Genomic DNA, 19,611 nt, shown 5'->3' on the forward strand with positions numbered 1-19,611 from the left:
TCCATGCCGGTCGTGCTCGACCTCGACGCCTCGGTCGGCGCGCTGCCCGGCGCGCTGCGCCTGGACTTTCGCGATTGGCACGACCGCCTGCGCTTCGCCTGCTCGCGGCGCGCGCTGGCGCGCTTCGGCGAAGCGGTCGACGACGCCCTGCCCGCGCGCCACGGCTGCGTGTTCCTCGGCAGCGGCGACTTCCATCACTTGAGCCTGCCGCTGATCCGCCGCGCCGCGCGCGCGCACGGCCGCCTGCAGGTGGTGGTGTTCGACAACCACCCCGACAACATGCGCTTTCCCTTCGCGATCCACTGCGGCTCGTGGGTGTCGCGCGTGGCGGCGCTGCCGCAGGTCGCCTGCGTGCACGTGGTCGGCATCACCTCGACCGACATCGGCGCCGGCCACGCCTGGGAAAACCGGCTGCGCCCGCTGTATCGCGGCAAGCTGCGTTATTGGTCGAGCCAGGTCGCGGTCGGCTGGGCGCGCTGGCTGGGCCTGGGCGCGGCGGTGCGCGCGCATGCGAGCGTCGACGCCGCGCTCGACGCGTTCCTGGCCGAGATCGAACGCAGCGGCGAGCCGATTTACCTGAGCATCGACAAGGACGTACTGCGCCCCGAGGACGCGATGACCAACTGGGATCAAGGCCAGATGCGCGCCGACGCGCTGCTCGCCGCGGTCGCGCGCCTGCGCCCGCGCATCGTCGCCAGCGATGTCAATGGCGAGATTTCCATCGCTGCGTATCCGCAGTGGTGGAAACGCGCTTTGGCCGCGGCCGACGGGCAAAGCGCGCCGGATGCGGATGCGCTGCGGTTGTGGCAGGCGCAGCAGCATCGGGTGAATCTGCGGTTGTTGGCGGCGTTGGGGTGAGGCGGCGGGAGGTTCGTTTCCGACTGTAGGAGCGACGTGAGTCGCGACTGCGGATTCGCAGCTACGACGAACCTTTCGACGTAACCGTAATGGCGCGGTCGCGACTTGCGTCGCTCCTACAGGGGCTTCGGCCGGTTCGTTTCTGGCTGTAGGAGCGACGCGAGTCGCGACTGCGAATCCGCGACTGCGACGAAACTTTCGACGTAGCCGTAATGGCGCGGTCGCGACTTGCGTCGCTCCTACAGGAGCTTCGGCCGGTTCGTTTCTGGCTGTAGGAGCGACGCGAGTCGCGACTGCGAATCCGCAACTGCGACGAAACTTTCGACGTGGCCGTAGTGGCGCGGTCGCGGCTTACGTCGCTCCTACAGGGGCTTCGGCCGGTTCGTTTCTGGCTGTAGGAGCGACGCGAGTCGCGACTGCGAATCCGCAACTGCGACGAAACTTTCGACGTGGCCGTAGTGGCGCGGTCGCGACTTGCGTCGCTCCTACAGGGGCTTCGGCCGGTTCGTTTCTGGCTGTAGGAGCGACACGAGTCGCGACTGCGAATCCGCAACTGCGACGAAACTTTCGACGTAGCCGTAATGGCGCGGTCGCGGCTTACGCCGCTCCTACAGAGGCTTCGGCCGGTTCGTCCAGACGCCTCAGCCACCCGGCTGCCGGCAACTTTCCTGCAGCACCCGCGCGATCTGCGCGAACGCTTCGTCGTCCAGCCACTCGCTGTTTCCGATCGCCATCACCCGCGCGGCGAAATCGGCGGCGTGGGGCGTCGGCGCGGACGGCACGGTGCCGCGCAGGTAGTCGTAATCCGGCAAGGCGCGCACGAACGGCCACGATACGCCCAGGCCCGCGCCCCACAGACGCGCCAGCGCCGCGTCGCGCGCGGCCGGGTCGGCGAACAACAGCGTCAGGGTCGGCCAGGTGCCGCGTTCGCCGCGACGGTCGCCGAGCACCTGCACGCCTTCGATCCCGCGCAACTGCGCGCTGCGCGCCAGCGCGCGCTGGCGCGCAGCGTCGAGGAACGCGGGCAACCGCGCCGCGGCGCGCGCGCCGATGTTCTGGCGCCACCGGCTCACGCGATGCAAGGGGATGTCGAGCGGAAATCCGTCCGCCGCCGCCGCCACGTCGTCGCCGCGGCGCAAGGCGCTGCGCAGCGGCCGGCCGTACACCCAGCGTAAGCCGCGCGGGCCGTAGAACAAGGCGTAGCCGATCAACTCGATGCAGCGCCGCGCCTCCCACGCCGGCGACGGCGGCAGCACCTGCGGCGCCAGTTCGGCGATGCCCGCGCGCAGCACCAGATCGTGCGCGATCAACGCGCCGCCTTCGAAAATGCTCAGCCCTTTGCCGGCGGCGAGGCTCAGGATGCCCAGATCGCCGGCCGCGCCGGCCGGCGTGCCGTCGGCGTGGCGCGCGCCCAGCGCTTGCGCCGCGTCTTCGATCACCCACGCGCCGGCGGCGTGCGCCAACCGCAGCGGCGCGCTCAAGTCGGCCAAGCGTCCGCCCAGGTGCGCCGGCACCACCGCCAGCGTTTGGCTGCCGCACAGCGCGGCCAAGGCCTCGGGATCCATCTCGAAATGGCCCGGCCGGGTATCGCACAGCCGCAGCGTCAAACCGCAATGCGCGACCGCGATGGCCACCAACGGGCAGGTGTAGGCCGGCACGATCACCTCGCGCCGCGCGCTGGTCCGCTTGAGCGCGCTCAGCGCCAGCACCAGCGCGGCCGTGCCCGAGCAGGTCAGCGTGGCCGCGCCGCGGTCGAGTTCCAGCAAACGCGCCAACGCGGGCGCCAGCGGCGGCGCCGCGGTCGGCGCGAAATCGCGCCAGCGCAGCGGCAGGCCCGCCGTCGGCGGCAGCTCAGTGCGCGGCGCCGCCATCGGCTTCGCCCGCGTCCTTGCGTTCGGCGCCCACGGCCAGTTGCGCGGCGCGCTCGCTGCCGGATTCGGCATCGTCGGGCTCGCCCATCGCCAGACACACGATGCCGGCGACGATGGCGGCCGCGCCGGCGATTTGCAGCGAACTCAAGCGTTCGCCGAACAGCCACGCCGACAGCGCCAGCACGCTCACCACTTCCAGATGCGAGGCGGCGAAGGCCGGCCCGATCGGCGCGTGCTTGAGCAAACTCATCCAAGTGAAGAACGCGCCGATGTAGCCGAGCAGCGCGCCGTACAGCCACGGCTGCGCGAGCAGGCGCAGCAGCCACTCCACCGAGGCCTCGGGCGGAAACGCGCCGGCGCCGGCATGCTTGAAACTGAGCTGGGCGAGCGTGTCGAAGCCCATCAGCAGGGCGAAGCCGATCAGATAGAACCGCTTCATGCGCCGGCTCCCACCATCGCCACGCCGGCGCCGATCAGGCCCATGCCGGCCAAGCGCCACGGCGTGAGCTTCTCGCCGAACAGCCAGCGCCCGGCGAGCATGATCGCGACGATGTTGATCGAGCCCAGCAGCACGCCGCGGCCCAGCGGCACCAGCGACAGGAACGCGATCCAGGCCAGGAATTCGAGGACGTAGCAGGCGCCGCCGATCCACAGCCAGGGGCGCGACAGCATGTGCTTCCAGCGCGCCAGACCGTCGCCGGCCTCGGGATCGCCCGCCGCCGCCTTGAACGCGAGCTGGCCGCCGGTGTCGAGCAACACCGTCGCGGTCCACAGCGACCACACCAGCGCGTTCATGCCGCGCGCGCCGCCGCGTCGGCGCCTGCTTCGGCTTCGGCGCCGACCGCGCGGCCGTCGCCGACGCGCTGGAAGAAGCCGGCCAAACGTTCGATCAGCAAGCGGCGATCGCGGTCGAGGGTGATCATGTGGTAACTATCGCGCAACCACAGCAGTTCCACCGGCCCGGACACGCGGTCGGCGACCAGATGCGCATTGCGCACGTGCGCGACATCGTCTTCGGTGGCGTGCGCGACCAGACACGGCGCGCGCACTTCGCCCAATTGCCGGCGCACACGCGCCGACAGCGAATACAGATCGGCCAGCGAATGCCAGGGATTGCCCGGCAACCCGGCCGCCGCGCTGTCGCCGCCGAGCATCGCGCCGCTGACCTGGGCGCGGATGCGCTCGTCGCGCAGCCCGTACGGCGGCTCTTCCTGGAAACTGCGGCCGCGGCCGATGCCCAGGCGCTTGAACAGCGGCAACAGGAACGACAAACGCCCGATCGCCGGCATGTTCCACCCGTCGTATCGGAAGGTCGCGCCGAGCACGCCGACGCCCGACACCCAACCCGGCCGCCGCGCCGCCAACATCAGCGACAACAGCGCGCCCATCGACAACCCGGCCACGTACAAACGATCGACCCGCCCACGCAATTCGTCGGCCGCGCGCTCCACGCTCGCGTACCAATCGCGCCAATCCGTCGCCAGCAAATCGGCCTCGTCGCCGCAATGCCCGGCCAACTGCATCCCGTACACCGTGAACCCGGCCCGCTGCAGCCCCTTGCCGAGCAAGCGCATCTCGTGCGGCGTGCCGGTGAGCCCGTGAATCAGCAGCACGCCGTCGCGCCCGCCTTCGAAGTGGAATTCCGCGTTGGTGATCATCGAGACCTGGGTCGCTGTGCCGCGGCCGCGCCGGCGCTGCCGGGCGGCCCATTAGCCGGAATGGCCAGTGTCGCCAGCCTGGGTTTCACCAACCTTTCGCGAGGCGGCGCGGGCTGAATGCGGCTTCAGGCTGGGGTTCGACAGCGGCGGCGGCGGCGCGCGAGCGCCGAGCCGCGACGCAGGTCGCGCATTGCCGGCCGCTCGCCGGCCTCAGCGCGCGCTCTTCGCGCCGACGGCCCCGCCCAAAAACCGCACCAACACCCGCTGCCCGATCCGCAGCCCGCCGGCCTTGTCCAAGGCCAGCACGCACTCGACCGTGCGTTCGTTGGCGCGCACGTCCGGATCGTCCTCGAGCGTGGACGGCCCGAACGCCGGCGACAGGCGCAGCACGCGGGCGGCGCCGAGGACGCGTTGGGTGTCGCCGTCGTCGAGGATCTGCGCCTGCATGCCGGGGCGGACGCTGTCGAGGAAGGCGGCGTTGAGTTCCGCGCGGACGATGCGTTCGCCGTCGGGCAGCAGTACGAACAGCGGGGCGCCGTGGGCGGCCACGCTCATGCCAACGCGCGCGGCGATGCGCGAGAGTTCGCCGGCCACGGGGGCGTGCAGGGTCTGGCGTTGCAGGATCCAGGCGGCTTGCTCGCGTTGCGCGGCGGCGATGTCGGCAGCGGCGCGGGCGCTGTCGGCTTCGTTCTGCAGTTGCGCGAGCGCGTCGCGGGCGTCGTCGGCGCTCTGGCCGTCGCCGGCGCCGGCCGCGGCGGCCGCGCCCAGGCGCTGGGCGCGCACGCGCGCTTGCGCGAGGCGTTGCTGCAGCAGGTTCACCTGCGCCCGCGCTTGCGCGAGCTTGGCTTCGGCGATGCGGTCGTCGGCGCGCGCGGCGGTGGCGTCGAGCGCGGCCAGTTCCTGGCCGGCGGCGACGCGGTCGCCTTCGCGCACCGGCACCCGGGTCAGCACGCCTTCGGCGGACATGCCGAGCTTGAGCAGGCCGCCTTCGACATCGACGCGGCCGCGCGCGACCGCGGCGAATGCGGACGCGCCCGCGGCGGCGGCTTGCGGCGCGGCGGCGCGCGCGGGTTCGTCGCGGCCGCAGCCGGACAGGGCCGACGCCAGCGCGAGGCAGAGCAGCAGCGGCGCGGGGCGGTTAAGAAGTCGGATCATCGCGGCCCGAGAGAGAAGAGGGAGGAAGAGGAGGAAGAGGCAGGTCGGCGCCGGGATCGCGCCGGTCGCTGAGGATGCGGCCGTCTTCCATGGTCAGAAGACGGTCGGCGTGGCCGATCAGGCGCGGATCGTGGCTCACGCACAGCACCAGGGTGCGGTGGCGGCGGGCGATGCCGTGCAGGATGTCGATGACGATCTGGCCGTTGGCGGCGTCGAGCGAACTGGTCGGTTCGTCGGCGAACAGCAGCGCCGGGCGCTTGGCCAGCGCGCGCGCGATCGCCACGCGTTGTTTCTCGCCGCCCGACAGTTCGGCCGGGCGCAGGTGCGCGCGCCGCGCCAAACCGACTTCCTCCAGCGCGGTCAGCGCGCGGGCGCGGCTGTCGGCGCGGCTCAGGCCGAGGTAGTGCAGCGGCAACGCGACTTGTTCGGCCGCGGTCAGCGCGGGGAACAGGTTGAAGCCTTGGAACACGAAGCCGGTGTGGTGCAGGCGGAAGGCTTCCAGCGCACGCAGGCCGAGCGTTCCGAGGTCTTCGCCGAGCGCGCTGACCCGGCCCTGGTCGGGCCGCTGCAAACCGCTGAGCACCGACAGCAGCGTGCTCTTGCCGCAGCCCGACGGGCCCGAGATCAGGGTCAGCTCGCCCGGATGCACTTGCAGCGAGATGCCGTCGAGCACCGTCGTGCGCACGCTGCCGGAGACGAAGGATTTGACGATGCCGTGCGCGACCAAACCCGCCGAAGGATCGGCGGCGCTCGCGGCGGGCGGATTCGGCAGCGCGCTCATCGCAGCAGCACCGCGGGATCGGCGCGGCGCAAACCGCGCAGGGCCGACAGGCCCGACAACGAAGCCAACACCATCACCACCAGCATGCAGATCGCCGTCACTTGCAGATTGAACAACACCGGCACGTCGCGCGCGCGCGCCAGCCCGATCAGCGCCAGCCCGGCGCCGGTGGCCACCACCACGCCGATCGCGCCGACCCACAGCGCTTGCTCCAACACCACCCAGCGCAGCGAGCGCATGCCGATGCCGAGCGCGTTCAAGGTCGCGTATTCGCGCACCGAGCCGTTGACCGCGGCGACCAGCGCCTGACTGGTGATGACCGCGCCGACCAGCAGCACCACCGCGGCCAGGAACAGCACGCCGGCGCCGGCGCCGGTGTCGAACATCCAGAACAGCACCGCTTGGCGGGCGAAGTCGGGCGCGGTCCAGGCCTCGAAACGGCCGAAGCCGGCGGCGCGGGCGTTCAACTGTTCGATCACCCGCGGCGCCTGCGCCGGATCGCGCAGGCTGGCGACGAAGTACGCCGGCCACGCCGCGTTGCCGCTGCCGCCCTGCAGGCGCCGCGCGGTGTCGAGCGAGGCGACGACGTTGACGCCGCCGAGCGCGCGCAAGCCCGAGCTCGCGCCGACCACGCGCACGCGATGGCCATTGAGGTGCGCGCTCTCGCCGATGCCGACGCCGAGCTTGTCGAGTTCGGAGCGGTCGACGATCACGCTGTCGGGCAGCGCCAGGCGCTGGCGCAGTTCCGGCGACAGCGCGCGCGAGAACATCAAACCGTCGCGGCCGATGTCGATGCCGGACACGTACACCGACACGCCGCCGGTGTCCTTGGCCGGGCCGCGCCAATCGGCGTCGAGCCAATAGAACGGTTCGACCTTGGCCACCTGCGGCTGCATCAGCAGCAGCGATTGCAGGTTCGGGTCCACCGGCCTGCCCTGATCGACGCTTTGGGTGCCCGGATAACCCACCCACAGATCGGCCGAGGACCCCGACACGTACACGCTGGCGCTGCCGAAGATGCCCAGCACCAGCGCGGCTTGCAGCAACAGCAGCAGGCTGGAGAAGCCGATCGCCAGCACCGCCGGCAGGAACCGGCGCCATTCGTAGCGCAGCGTCTGGCGCGCCAGCGAGGTCATCGGCGCGCCTCGCCGCCGCGCGCGGAGACGCGGGCGGTGACGTCGCTGTCCTCGGCGCGGCCGAGCCGGTCCTCGGGCGCGGCGCCGAGCGCTTTGTACAGCGCGATGTAGGCCTGGGCGCGGTCGCTCTGCGCGGCGTTGAGTTCCAGCGCGGATTGATCGCGTTCGATCCGACTGGTCGCCAGTTCCAGATCGCCGCTCAAGCCTAGCCCGCGCCGCACTTGCTGCATCTGCGCCGAACGCGACAGCGCGTCGAAGGCGCGGCGGTCGGCGTCTTCGCGCTGGCGTTGTTGTTCCAGCGCCGACAACGCCGATTCGGTTTCCGCTACCGCCGCCAGCACGGTCTTGCGATAGGCCAGCGCTGCGGCTTCCAGGTCGGCGCCCTTGGCGTGGGCGCGGGCGCGGCGCAGGCCCCAGTCGAACAGCGGCACGTCGATGATCGGGCCGGACACGCCGATGCCTTCGGTCTCGGTGCGGCGGTGCGCGGTGACGTTGACCGACCATTGGATCGAGGTGCCGAACGCCAGCCGCGGGTATTGGTCGGCGCGGGCGAGGCCGAGGTCGGCGGCGGCGCGCAACACGCCGGCCTGGGCCTGGGCGATGTCGGGACGCGTGCGCAGCAGATCGGCCGGCGCGCGTTCGATCGCCGCGCCGGTCAGCGCCGGGCGCGCGGGTCCGGCGCGCCATTGCGGATCGGGTTCGGCGCGGCCGAGCAGCAAGGCCAGCGCCTGTTCGGCGGCGACGATGCGCTGGCGCGGTTCGCCCAACGCGGCTTCGGCTTGCGCCAACGCGGCGCGCGGCGCTTCGACGCTGTCGCGCGCGGCCAAGCGCAAGTCGGCGCGCACTTGCTGCACGCGCAGTTGTTCGGCGCGCGCGGCGCGGATCGAATCGAGCAGGCGCTCGCGTTCGACCGCGTCGCGCAGCGCGATCCATTCGCGCGCGGTTTCCGCCGCCACGCTGATCTGCGCCTGGCGCAGTTGCGCGGCGGCGTTGTCGAGCTCGGCGCGGGCGCCGCGTTCGATCGCTTCGCTGCGGCCGAAGAAGCCCATCTCCCACACCGCGTCCAGGCCCATCACGAAGAACGAGGCGCTGGCGTCGGGATCGATGGGATTGCTGGTGCGCGCGCGCACTTCCGGCTTGAGCACGTCGCCGGCGTGTTCGTGCAGCAGGCGCGCCGAGCGCAGGCGCGCGCGCGCCTGGGCGGCGTCGAGGTTGGCGGTCAGCGCTTGTTCGACCAGCGCGTCCAGGCGCGGATCGCCGAAGGCGCGCCACCAACCGCGCGGATCCGGCGCCGCGGCGGGCGCGGCGTCGGCGGCCGGCGCGTTGCGCCAGTTCGGCGGCAGCGGCGGCGTTTGATCGGGGATCGGCGTGCTCATGCACGCGGCCAGCGCCAGCGGCAGCAAGGCCGTCGCCAAGGCGCGGGCGGCGATTCGCGGGGCAATCCGCTGCGACACAGACATCAACGCGGCTCCGCGGTGGTGGACGCGCCGAGCCCGGCCGGGGCGTCGGGCGCGATCAAGGGAAAATCCAGTTCGACCCGCAGCCCGCCCAGACGCGAGCGCGAGAACGCCACGCGCGCGCCGTGCCGGTCGGCGATGCGGCGCACGATCGCCAGCCCCAGGCCGGTGCCGCCTTCCAGCGCCTCGGGCGCGCGGAAGAAGCGGTCGCCCAGGCGCGGCAGGGCCGACTCGGCCACGCCGGGGCCGTCGTCGTCGACGCCGATCCGGGCGAATTCGCCGTGACGCTGCAACGCGACGCTGACCGTGCCGCCGCGGCGCACGTAGCTGAGGGCGTTGTCGATGAGGTTGTCGAGCGCATCGTGCAAAGCATACGCGTCGGCGCGCACCGTCAGCGCTTCGCCGGGGCCTTCGTAGCCCAGGTCGATGTCGGCGCGCACCGCGCGGGCGACGTGTTCGCCGAGGATTTCCGGCAGCAGTTGGTCCAGGCGCAGCGGCGCCATCGGGCCGTCGGCTTCGACCGGCGCCTGCGCGCGGCTCAGCGCCAGCAATTGGGTGGCGGTGCGCGCCAGCCGCATGGTCAGCACCTGCACCTGCGCCAGCGCGGCGGCGCGCTGGATTTCGTCGCCGGTGCTGCGCGCGCGCTCGGCGTGCAGGGCCAGACCGGCCAGCGGCGTGCGCAACTGGTGTGCGGCGTCGGCGATGAAATGCTCCTGGCTCACGAACAGGCGGCGGATGCGTTCGAGCAAGGCGTCGATGGTGGCGCTCAGCGGACGGATTTCCGCCGGCACCGGCACGTCGCCGACCGGCACCAGTTCCTGCCCGTGGCGGGCGAGCCGGCCGATCAGCGGGTCGAGCGCGCGCAGGCCGCGGCTGACGCCGCTCCACATCAGCGCCAGCAACACCGCGGTCAGCACCAGCTGCAACAGGATCGACATCAACAGGATCTGCTGCGCGCGCAGCTGCCGGTCTTGCACGGTCTCGGCCAGCGTCACCACCAGCGTGTCGCTGGGATCGGCCGGCGCCGGCACCGCGATCGACACCGCGCGCGAACGCACGCCGTCGATGGTGGTGTCGTAGAACTGCGCGTCGCCGTGCAGGCGCGGCGCCGGGCCGGGCGGAATCGCCTCGCGGCTGGCGCTGAGTTCGCCGCGGCGCAGGCTGCGCACTTGGTAGTAGTTGTGGCCGAGCTTGGCGTATTCGAGCAGGAACGCGGCTTGCGGCGAGAGCTGGCCGTCCGAGCCGGTGGCCTTGAGCACTTTGGCGAGGCCGTACGCGTCTTCGAGCAAGCCTTCGTCGTAGACGCTGTCGGAATAGCGCGAGGCGACCGCGTACACCAGCACCGACACCAACACCACGGTGACGCACACCGGCACCAGCAAGAAGCGCAGCAAACGCCGGCGCAGGCTGTCGCCGGTGCGCGCGGGTCGCGCGCGCGGGCCGGGCATCGGTGCGGCGGGGGTCACGTGCGGGCCGGGCGGACGGTCACGCGCGGCGTTCGCCGGCGGCGGCGACGTGGCCGGTTTCCTCGACCACGTAACCCAAGCCGCGGATGGTGCGGATGGTCACGCCGGTGTCTTCGAGTTTGCGGCGCAGGCGGTGGATGGCGATGTCCAGGCCGTTGTTGGTGATGTCCTGTTCCCAGTTGCACAGCGCTTCGATCAGTTGCTCGCGGCTGACCAGACTGCCGCGGCGGCTCAGCAACGCATCGAGCAAGGCGAACTCGCGGCCGGTGAGTTCCAGCGCGGCGTCCTGGTTCCAGCCGCGGCGGCCGGCCAGATCCAAACGCAGCTTGCCGATCGACAGCATCGGAATGCCCTGGCTCACGCGCCGGCGCAGCAGCGCGCGCACGCGCGCGGCGAATTCTTCCAGCACGAAGGGTTTGACCAGATAGTCGTCGGCACCGGAGTCGAGCGCGCGCACGCGTTCGCTGACGCCTTCGCGCGCGGTGACCACCAGCATCGCCGCGCTCTCGCCGCGCGCGCGGGCGCGCTGCAGCACGGTCAGGCCGTCGAGCTGCGGCAGGTTGAGATCGAGCACGACGAGATCGTAGGTGCCGTCGTGCAGCGCGGCGTCGGCGTCGTTGCCGCGCGCGACGCGATCCACGGCGTGTCCGCTGTCGGCCAGCGCGGCGCTCAGGCCCGAGGCGATGGCGGGGTCGTCTTCGGCGATCAAGATGCGCATGGGGGCGTCTCTGGGCTCGTTCCGGTCGCGCGACGCGTCCGGCGTGATAGCGAAAGTGTGGCACTCGCTATTGCGAATTTTCGTTAACGTTACTTTCTGTCAAAAATTTGTCGGAGAACCGGGCGTTCGGCGCATGCATGCGCCTTGCGTTCGCCGCGCCGCGATTGCTGAATTCAAGTGCTTTTCTCCTCGTCGCGAATCCGTCGAAAGTCGCACGCAAAGATGAACCGTTCGCGTATCGCCGCGGCCGTCGGTACGCACGGTTACAAAACCGCGACGGCTTCGGCGCGGCTTCGACCGCGACGGTTCGGCAAGGTTCCGCGTTCGCTCAGGCACTTGCCTATCGCGGCAAAGCGCGGGGCGCCGTGATCCAGGTGGCGATGTGAGCGTCGGTTAGGCGCGCCGCGCGGCGGCGGGCGGTCATGGGGCAGGCCTAAGATCGACGGCCAGGGCGGGGGCCGCGGCGAAGCGGGGGGAACAGCGCGATGGGCATCGCATCGATAACGATCCGCGCGGCACGGCGTCGGGCGGCGGCCGGTCTCGTTCTGGCCGGGCTCGCGGCGGCCGGCGCGGCGCGCGCGGGCGAACCGGCCGCGGCCGGCGCGGCGCCTTGGCCGGTCCGGGTGGTGATCGTGGTCGCTTACGAAAACGGCGAGGACCGCGGCGACGCGCCCGGCGAATTGCAGTCGTGGGTCGAACGCGAAGGCCTGGACCAGCGCCTGGACTTCCCCGGCGGCGTGCGGCCGCTGCGCGCCAACGCCGACCGCTCGGTGCTGGCGCTGACCACCGGCATGGGGCTGGCCAACGCCGCGGTCTCGACGATGGCGCTGGCCGCGGACCCGCGTTTCGACCTCAAGCGGGCGTATTGGCTGGTCGCCGGCGTGGCCGGCATCGACCCGCACGCCGGCGCGGTCGGCGACGCGGTGTGGGTCGATTACGCCCTCAACGACCTGGCGCGCGAACTCGACCCGCGCGAAGCGCCGGCCGACTGGCCCTACGGCGCCTATGCCTTCCGCGCCGACGGCCCGGGCCGTTTGCCCGCGCAGACGCTGGAGTACGGTGCGTTCGCGCGCTACGCCCAGGTCTATCCGCTGGACCCGGCGTTGACGGACTGGGCCTTCGATCTCACCCGCGACACCGAACTCGACGCCGCGCCCGAATTGCGCGAACTCGCGCGCGAATGGCGCGACTTCCCCGCCACCCAACACGGCCCGCGCGTGCGCCGCGGCGCCAGCGTCTCGTCCAACCGCTATTGGCACGGCGAGGCCGGCACGCGCTGGGCGCGCGACTGGGTGCGGCTGCACACCGGCGGCCGCGCGCGCTTCGCCGTCAGCGATATGGAAGACGCGGCGATCGCCGCCGCCATCGCCCGGCTCGGCCGCACCGGCGCGGTCGATCCGCGCCGGCTGCTGGTGCTGCGCGCGGCGTCGAACTACACCCGCCCGCCGCCGGGCGTCGCCGCGTTCGCCTCGGCCCAGCGCGCCCACGCCGGGCGCGGCGTGCCGGCGTACGAAGCCGCGTACCGCGTCGGCCGCCGGGTGGTGCGCGAACTGACGAAGAACTGGGCGCGCTACGCCGACGCGTTGCCGGTCGCCGACGCGCCTGCGAATGGGCAAGATCGCAGCGAGAAACTCCCATGAGGACGACCCGATGACACCGCGCGCCGCCATCGCCGCACGCACGATCCTGCACGGCGCGCTGCTCGCCGCCGCGCTCGCCGGCGCCGCGCATGCGCGCGAACGCGCGCCCGACGACGCCGAAGCCGCGACGGCGGCGTACTTCGACCGCCTGCTCGCCAGCCCGCCGCGGCTGCGCGCGTTCGTGCAGGCGATGCCCAAGGGCGGCGACTTGCACAGCCATCTCAGCGGCGCGGTCTACGCCGAGGACTATTTGCGCTGGGCCGGCGAAGACGGCCTGTGCCTGCAGCGCGAGGACGCGCGGCTGGTCGCGCCGCCGTGCAAGGCGCCGGCCTCGGTGGCGGTGAACGAGGCGCCGCTGCCGCTGTACGGCCGCGCCATCGATGCGATGTCGGTGCGCGGTTACGAGCGCGGCGTCGGCGATGCGCAGGTGCCGGTCGAACAACGCTTCTTCTCCGCGTTCGACCGCTTCCGCACGGTCGCGCGCGAACGCGGCGGCGACATGCTCGCCGCGGTGCGGGCGATCGCCGCGGGCGAAAACACCGCGTATCTGGAACTGATGCTGGTGCCGCCGGCCGGACGCGATTTCTCCGACGCCGCGCCGGCCCGCCAGGACGGCGAGGATTTCGCCGCGTGGGCGGCGTCGCTGCAGCGCGCCCTCGCCGAAGCGGTGCCGCGCGCGCGCGCCGAACTCGACGGCGACGAAGCGCGTGCCGCCGCGGTGCTGGCCTGCGCCGGCGCCGCGCCGCGGCCCGGCTGCGCGGTGGAAACGCGTTATCAGATCTCGGCCACGCGCACCCACGAACCGGCGCGGGTGTTCGCCGGCCTCGCCTTCGCCTTCGCGCTCGCCGCGGCCGATCCGCGCTGCGTCGGGGTCAATCTGGTCGGCCCCGAACACCAGCGTCTGGCGGCGAGCGACTACGCGCTGCACATGCGCATGGTCGCGTTCTTCAAGCAGCGCTATCCGCAAGTGAACGTGTCGCTGCACGCGGGCGAACTCGTCGCCGGCTTGGCGCCGCCGGGCGATCTGCGCGCGCACATCCGGCAAGCGGTGGACGTCGCCGGCGCGCAACGCATCGGCCACGGCGTCGCGCTGGCGTACGAGGACGACCCGGCCGCGCTGCTACGGCGCATGGCGCGCGACAAGATCGCGGTGGAGATCAATCTGTCCAGCAACGCCGCCATCCTCGGCGTGCGCGGCGCCGCGCATCCGCTGGCGCTGTACCGCGCGGCCGGCGTGCCGGTGGTGCTGTCCACCGACGATCAAGGCGTGCTGCGCGGCGATTTGAGCGGCGAGTACCAGCGCGCCGCGCTCGAGCAAGGCCTGCGTTATCGCGACCTCAAGCGCATCGCCCGCGACAGCTTGCAGTACGCGTTCCTGTCCGGCGCCAGCCTGTGGCGCGACGAGGCCGGCGGCGCGCGCGCGGCGGCCTGCGCCGGCGGCGACGCGGGCGGCGAACCCGACGCGGCCTGCGCGGCGTTTCTGCGCGGCAGCGACAAGGCGCGTTTGCAATGGCGGCTGGAGCGGCAATGGACGCGTTTCGAACGCCAGCCGCGGCTGCCGCTCGATCCCGCGCCGGCGGAATGATCCTTCCGTCGCAGTTTTTACGAGTAACCGATCAGGAACGCGCCTGCAGTGGGCGCCAAGTCCCTCAAGGAGTCGTCCCGATGCGCGCATTCCCTCCCCTGGCCCTGTGCCTGCTGTTGGCGGCCGGCCCGGCGTCGGCCGGCAACGATTTCTGCGACGGCGGCGGCAAGGCCGCCGATGCGGGCCTCGCCGCCACGCCCGTCGATCCGGCCGGCGGTTCGTGCGAGATCGACATGATCGTCTCCAGCCAGCCGCGCGCCGACGCCGGCCCGTACTGGCGCATGCGCGACCTGCCCTTCACCCAAGCCAACGTCGACGTGCTCAAGCGCTCCTTCGAGTGGCCGGAACTGCCGCTGGAACTCGAAGAGGTGCGTTTGCCGCGCGGCGACGCGTCCCTGCGCGCGGCGAGCGGCCCGATCGAGCCGCCGATCGGCGAGCCGGGCGGCCCGTACGGCGAATCGACGTTCCTGGAATGGTCGTTCCGCCCGAGCGGACCGCAGTCGGGCGCGCGCGTGCTGGCGCTGACGGTGCGGGTCGACAGCCGCGCGACGTATCTGCGCGCGGATTGGCTCGCGCCTGCGTCTGCGCTGTGGTCCTACGCCGGCAAGATCGCGCCGCCGCCGATCGTCGACAGCCGCACGGTGCGCCTCTACGGCAACGACGACGCGCCGCAGCGGCACCTCACCCTGCTGCACGACGGCGCTTACGTCCGCGTCGGCCTCGGCCAGCCGGTGCAACGGTGGATCAGCTTCGCGCTGCCCGACGATCGCTGGAGCCCGGTGCGTTTGCGCAGCGGCCCGCTCACGGGCACGCCGCTCGGCGACGGCATGGGCATGAAACTGCGCTGGCCTTCGCTGACCGCCGGCACGCTCAACCGCGACGCGACCGGCGGCGGCTTGCCTGCGCCCGAACCGAATCCTGTCGTGCCGCGCCTGGATTGAGCGCGGCGCCACGCCGTTCCACCCGGTTCCGACGCCGGCCGCGCGCGCCCACGCACGCCCGCACCCGCGCGCGGCGGCGGCGCTCGTCCGGCCTTCACGACGCGGATCGACGTCCGTTCCGAACGCTGTCGCCGATCCGCACCGACGACCACCCCCGATCGATCAGGAACGCGCCCGCCCCGGGCGCGCCGTTACCCAAGGAGCACTACCCATGCGCGCACTCTCTCCCCTGGCTTTGTGCCTGTTGCTGGCGGCCGGCCCCGCCTTGGCCGGCAGCGATTTCTGCGACGGCGGCGGCGACGGCCCGATCGACCCGGATACGCCGGGGGCGCCCGGCGGCGGCACGACGTCCAAGTCGGGCACCGATCCCAACGCCAGTTCGTGCGAGGTCGACATGATCATGACGCTGGCCCCGTTCGATAACGGCGACGAATACTGGCGCCTGCGCGATCTGGCGTTCACCGAGGAAACCCAGGCCGTGTTGAAGCGCGCCGCGCAGTGGCCGGAACTGCCGCTGGAGCTCAAGCAGATCCGGCTCAATCCGCTGGATGCGCAGGCCGAGGCCGGCACAGCGTCGAACCGCCCGGTGCCGCCGATCAAGGTGGCGCCGCAAGGGCAATCGACCTTCCTGGAGTGGACGTTCGTGCCGCCCGAACAAACCGGCAACGGATACCCCGCGCGCATGCTGGCGCTGACCGTCGTCGCCGGCGACAGCGGGCCGGTGCTGCGCGCGGACTGGATGATTCCGCCGAACGCCGCGTGGTCGCACGCCGATCAGCGCACCTTGTCGCCGAAAGTGATCGATTCGCAATCGGCCGAGCTCGGCGATTACGCGCGCGCGCCGACCGGGCCGCGCATCACCTTGCTGCACGACGAGGACCAGGTGCGCGTGGGCCTGGGCCAGCCGGTGCGCGAATGGATCAGCTTCCCGCTGCCCGATGCGCAATGGCGGCCGGCGCGCCTGCGCAACGGCCTGCTGAGCGGCAGCGAGCTCAACCCGGGCATGGGGCTGAAGGTGAAATGGCCGACGCTGCCGCGCGGTTTTCTCTACCAAGACGACGGCGACGGCACGCAGCAGCCGGCGCAGCTGCAGTCGCGCTGATCGCTAGGCGCGCGGCGGCGCGGCGTACTGGGCGGCGCAGCGTTCCAGGCGGCGGCGCTTGGGATGCTCGGGTTTCAGCTCGGCGCGCACCGCCGCCGCCGCTTGCGCGAAGGCCTGGGCCTGCGCCGCCGTCCACGGCGCGGGCTCCATGCACAGGCCTTCGAAGCGGGTCAGGGCGCGGTTGAGTTCCTGGCCCTGCACCGCCTCGAAACGCTGCAGCGCGGGCGCCAGCGCCGCGCGCGCCTCGTCGTAGCGGCCCAGATCGCGCAGCGCCATTCCCCACTCCAGTTGGTAGAACGCCAGATTCAAATGCTCCGGCGTCGTCGCTGCGGCGATTTTCACCGCGCGCCGCAGATGCGGCTCGGCGGTGGCCGCGTCGCCCAGGAACAAGTGGTGCATCAAGCCGATGTTGAATTCCGAACTGGCCACGCGCGGATGCTTCGGCCCGAACACCTTGAGCCGCACCTGCAATGCCTGCTCGAGCCACTTGAGCGCGGCGGGGTAATCCTCGCGGCCCTGGGCGATGGTGCCGAGCAAGGTGTAGACCGACGCGGTTTCCTCGTGATCCTCGCCGAAGCGCGCGAGGTCGATGTTCAAGGCCTGCATCGCCGCTTTCTCGGCCTCGGCGTAACGTTCTTTTTCGCGCAGTTGCCGCGCTTGCGAGGCCAAGGCCTTGGCGCCGGCCGGATCCTCGCCGTGCGCGCGCGGCAATTGCTCGAGCAATTGCGCCGCGCGCTCTTGCTGGCCGGCCGCCGACAACGCGCTGGCCCAGCCGCGCCGCGCCTGCATGCTGCGCGAATCGGCCAGGCCGTAGCGCTGGCGGTGCAGTTGGTCGGCGCGCTGCCACTGCGCCAACGCCGCGTCCAGCTTGCCCTGGGCCTGCGACAAGCGCGCGCGCAAGCGCAGCAGGGTCAGCGCTTCGTCCTGCGCTTGCGGCGTCAACCGTCGCTCGGCCTGGGTCAGGAAGCGGTCGGCGGCGGGGTAGTCGGCGCGCAGCAGCGCCACTTGCGCGCTCAGCCCATAACTGCGGCGCAGCAAGGCCGGTTCGGTGTCGGGCTCGGCCAAGCGCAGGTGCAAGGCCTCGGCCGCGTGGCGTTCGGCGGCGGCGTAGTCGCCGAGGTTGAACTCCACTTCGGCGATCGCCGCGGTCAGCGCGGCGCGGGTTTCCGGGTCGCGGTTGGCCTGCAAGGCCTTCGCCGCGCGCGTCAGCACATCGCGCGCGCTCAGTTCGGCGCCGGTTTTCTGCGATGGATCGGAGGCGCGGAACAGATCGACCATGAACGCGGTCACCCGTTCGGCCTGCAGCCGCCGCGCTTCGGCGCGGTCGCGCGCGAGCGCCAATTCGCGCGACTGCAGCACGGTGTGGGTCACGAACCCGATCAACAGCGCCGCGGCCAAGCCGGCCAAGGCCAGCGGCAGCCGCTGGCGGCGCGCGAACTTGCGCAGCCGGTACCAACGTTCGCCGCCGCGCGCGGCCACCGGCCGCGATTGCAGCACCGCGCGCAGGTCCTCGGCCAGCCGCTCGACGCTGACGTAGCGCTGCTCGGGTTCCTTGCGCAGGCACTTGGCCAGGATCGCGTCGAGATCGCCCTGCAGCTGCCGGCGCAGCGCGCGCGCGGACGCCGCGCCGCGCGCCTGCGCGATGGCCGACGCGCGTTGCGGGTCGCGTTGTTCGAGCTTGGCCAGCCCCCGGCTCGCCAGCGGCGGCACGTCCTCGGCGATGGCCCGGCTCAGCTCGGCGGCGCTGCGGCCCTCGGTCGCCAGCGGCAGCTGTCCGCACAGCAGTTCGTACAGCAGCACGCCCAGCGCATACACGTCGGTGGCGACGCTGGTGGGTTCGCCGCGCGCTTGTTCGGGCGCGGCGCTGGCCGGCGAGAAGAACGCCTGCGCGTCCACGGTCGCGGCCGCGCCGGCGCCGGTTTCCAGCGCCTTGGCGATGCCGAAATCGAGCAGGCGCGCGCGGCCTTCGCTGTCGACCAACACGTTGCCGGACTTGAGGTCGCGGTGCAGCACCAGCCGGCGGTGCGCGTAATCCACCGCGGCCAGCGCCTGCAGCGCCAGTTCGATGCGCGCGCGCGGCGGCAGCTTGCGCCGGTCGCACCAGGCCGCGATGGGTTCGCCGTCGACGTACTCCATGGCGAAGTACGGCTGCCCCGACGGCAGTTCGCCGACGTCGATCAGGCGCGCGATGTTGGGATGTTCCAGGCTCGCCAGCAGTTCGCGTTCGCGCCGCAGCCGGCGCTGCACCTGCGGTGCCCACAGCGGCGAGGCGGCGAGCTTGAGCGCGACGCGCTGCTCCACGCCGTCCAGCGCGCGCCGCGCCAGATACACCCGGCCCATGCCGCCGGCGCCGAGTTCGCGTTCGATCGCGTACGGCCCGGCGCGTTCGCCCGGGCCGAGCCGGCCGTGGTCGTCGTCGGCCCACAGCGCCGGGCCGCGCCAGGGCAGCGCTTCGGCGTCGCCGGAGGATTCGGCTTCCATCGCATCGTGCGAGGCCAGCAGGCGCGCCACCGCCGCGCGCAAGCCGGCCGGGTCGGCGTGCGCGGCGCAGGCGCGGTCGAGGAAGCCGGCGCGTTGCGGCGCCGGCAGTTCCAGCGCGCGCGCGAAGGTTTCGGCGGCTTGCGCCCACAGCGCGGTCGAAGTGGCCATGGCGCGGCGCTCAGCCCGGCGGCGCGGAGAGTTGGTCGTGCAGCCACGCGCGCGCGAACTGCCAATCGCGCTTGGCGGTGGGCAGCGACACGCCGATGGTCTGCGCGGTTTCCTCGATGGTCAGGCCGCCGAAGTAGCGCAGCTCCACGCCGCGCGCGGCGCGCGCGTTGATGCGTTCCAGCCGTTCCAGCAGGCGGTCCAGATCCAGCGCGTCGGCGAGGTCGGCGGCGGGCGCGGCCACGTCTTCGCCGGCCTGCAAGGTCACCCGCAGCACGTCGCCGCCGCGCTTGAGCGCGGAGCGTTCGCGCAGGTGATCGACCAGCAGGCGGCGGATCGCGTGCGCGGCGATGGCGTAGAAGTGGGCGCGGTTCTGGAACGGCACTTCGCGCTGCTCGGCCAGCTCGAAGTAGGCGTCGTTGGCCAGTTCGGTGGCGCGCAGGGTCACCTGCCCGCTGCGCGCCAGCCGCTGCCGCGCCAAGCGCCGCAGCACCGGGTAGATGCGTTCGAGCAGCTGCGCTTCGGACTGCGCATCGCCCTCGCGCCAGCCGAGCAACAACGCGGTGATGTCGGACGGCGGATCGGCGGCGGTCATGG

18 protein-coding genes are annotated in these 19,611 nt (G+C 72.3%); 6 read left to right on the forward strand and 12 right to left on the reverse strand.

Annotated elements, in window-relative coordinates:
• Positions 1-3 precede the first annotated feature (3 nt).
• Positions 4-858, forward strand: coding sequence for an arginase family protein (locus tag J5226_RS04020; protein ID WP_255322989.1), 855 nt, complete (start codon positions 4-6; stop codon positions 856-858).
• A gap of 641 nt (positions 859-1,499) precedes the next feature.
• Here the strand turns inward: J5226_RS04020 and J5226_RS04025 are convergent.
• From J5226_RS04025 to J5226_RS04070, 10 genes are all read right to left on the reverse strand, one after another.
• Positions 1,500-2,729 (reverse strand): aminotransferase class I/II-fold pyridoxal phosphate-dependent enzyme, encoded by a 1,230-nt coding sequence (locus J5226_RS04025; protein WP_215838576.1) that lies wholly within the window; start codon positions 2,727-2,729, stop codon positions 1,500-1,502.
• The gene (locus J5226_RS04030; protein ID WP_215838577.1) at positions 2,710-3,168 is read right to left on the reverse strand and encodes an EamA family transporter; all 459 of its coding nucleotides are present in this window, start codon (positions 3,166-3,168) and stop codon (positions 2,710-2,712) included. The genes J5226_RS04025 and J5226_RS04030 overlap by 20 nt, the downstream gene beginning before the upstream one ends.
• A complete protein-coding gene (locus J5226_RS04035) occupies positions 3,165-3,524 on the reverse strand; it encodes an EamA family transporter (protein ID WP_215838578.1) in 360 nt (119 codons plus the stop codon). The genes J5226_RS04030 and J5226_RS04035 overlap by 4 nt, the downstream gene beginning before the upstream one ends.
• Positions 3,521-4,387, reverse strand: a complete 867-nt coding sequence (locus tag J5226_RS04040) for an alpha/beta fold hydrolase (protein WP_215838579.1) — start codon at positions 4,385-4,387, stop codon at positions 3,521-3,523. The genes J5226_RS04035 and J5226_RS04040 overlap by 4 nt, the downstream gene beginning before the upstream one ends.
• 210 nt (positions 4,388-4,597) lie before the next feature.
• Entirely contained in the window at positions 4,598-5,542 is a 945-nt protein-coding gene (locus J5226_RS04045; protein WP_215838580.1) for an HlyD family efflux transporter periplasmic adaptor subunit, read from the reverse strand.
• On the reverse strand, positions 5,526-6,323 hold the full coding sequence (locus J5226_RS04050) for an ABC transporter ATP-binding protein (RefSeq protein WP_215838581.1): 798 nt from the start codon (positions 6,321-6,323) through the stop codon (positions 5,526-5,528). Before J5226_RS04050 ends, J5226_RS04045 begins: the two co-directional genes overlap by 17 nt.
• The gene (locus J5226_RS04055; RefSeq protein ID WP_215838582.1) at positions 6,320-7,459 is read right to left on the reverse strand and encodes an ABC transporter permease; all 1,140 of its coding nucleotides are present in this window, start codon (positions 7,457-7,459) and stop codon (positions 6,320-6,322) included. The genes J5226_RS04050 and J5226_RS04055 overlap by 4 nt, the downstream gene beginning before the upstream one ends.
• Complete coding sequence (locus J5226_RS04060; protein WP_215838583.1) at positions 7,456-8,919, reverse strand: TolC family protein; 1,464 nt, start codon at positions 8,917-8,919, stop codon at positions 7,456-7,458. Before J5226_RS04060 ends, J5226_RS04055 begins: the two co-directional genes overlap by 4 nt.
• Positions 8,919-10,382, reverse strand: coding sequence for a sensor histidine kinase (locus J5226_RS04065; RefSeq protein WP_215838584.1), 1,464 nt, complete (start codon positions 10,380-10,382; stop codon positions 8,919-8,921). Before J5226_RS04065 ends, J5226_RS04060 begins: the two co-directional genes overlap by 1 nt.
• Positions 10,383-10,401: 19 nt before the next feature.
• Complete coding sequence (locus tag J5226_RS04070; RefSeq protein ID WP_215838585.1) at positions 10,402-11,100, reverse strand: response regulator; 699 nt, start codon at positions 11,098-11,100, stop codon at positions 10,402-10,404.
• Positions 11,101-11,237: 137 nt separating this feature from the next.
• On the opposite strand from J5226_RS04070, the gene J5226_RS04075 reads away from it, so the two are divergent.
• The 5 genes from J5226_RS04075 to J5226_RS04095 all read left to right on the forward strand — a co-directional run bounded on the left by J5226_RS04075 (position 11,238) and on the right by J5226_RS04095 (position 16,368).
• Positions 11,238-11,486, forward strand: coding sequence for a hypothetical protein (locus J5226_RS04075; RefSeq protein ID WP_215838586.1), 249 nt, complete (start codon positions 11,238-11,240; stop codon positions 11,484-11,486).
• A gap of 99 nt (positions 11,487-11,585) precedes the next feature.
• Complete coding sequence (locus tag J5226_RS04080) at positions 11,586-12,740, forward strand: purine nucleoside permease (protein ID WP_215838587.1); 1,155 nt, start codon at positions 11,586-11,588, stop codon at positions 12,738-12,740.
• A 10-nt stretch (positions 12,741-12,750) separates the two neighbouring features.
• Positions 12,751-14,325 (forward strand): adenosine deaminase, encoded by a 1,575-nt coding sequence (locus J5226_RS04085; RefSeq protein ID WP_215838588.1) that lies wholly within the window; start codon positions 12,751-12,753, stop codon positions 14,323-14,325.
• A gap of 80 nt (positions 14,326-14,405) precedes the next feature.
• A complete protein-coding gene (locus tag J5226_RS04090) occupies positions 14,406-15,266 on the forward strand; it encodes a hypothetical protein (protein ID WP_215838589.1) in 861 nt (286 codons plus the stop codon).
• Between the two features lie 211 nt (positions 15,267-15,477).
• Positions 15,478-16,368, forward strand: a complete 891-nt coding sequence (locus J5226_RS04095) for a hypothetical protein (protein WP_215838590.1) — start codon at positions 15,478-15,480, stop codon at positions 16,366-16,368.
• A gap of 3 nt (positions 16,369-16,371) precedes the next feature.
• Here the strand turns inward: J5226_RS04095 and J5226_RS04100 are convergent, their stop codons facing one another.
• Positions 16,372-19,017: a serine/threonine-protein kinase gene (locus tag J5226_RS04100; RefSeq protein WP_215838591.1), complete on the reverse strand. Its 2,646-nt coding sequence runs from the start codon at positions 19,015-19,017 to the stop codon at positions 16,372-16,374.
• 10 nt (positions 19,018-19,027) lie between these two features.
• Positions 19,028-19,609 carry an ECF-type sigma factor gene (locus J5226_RS04105; protein ID WP_215838592.1) on the reverse strand — a complete coding sequence of 194 codons (582 nt, stop codon included), beginning with the start codon at positions 19,607-19,609 and terminating at the stop codon, positions 19,028-19,030.
• Positions 19,610-19,611 lie beyond the last annotated feature (2 nt).

Source organism: Lysobacter sp. K5869 (assembly GCF_018847975.1).
Classification (GTDB): domain Bacteria; phylum Pseudomonadota; class Gammaproteobacteria; order Xanthomonadales; family Xanthomonadaceae; genus Lysobacter.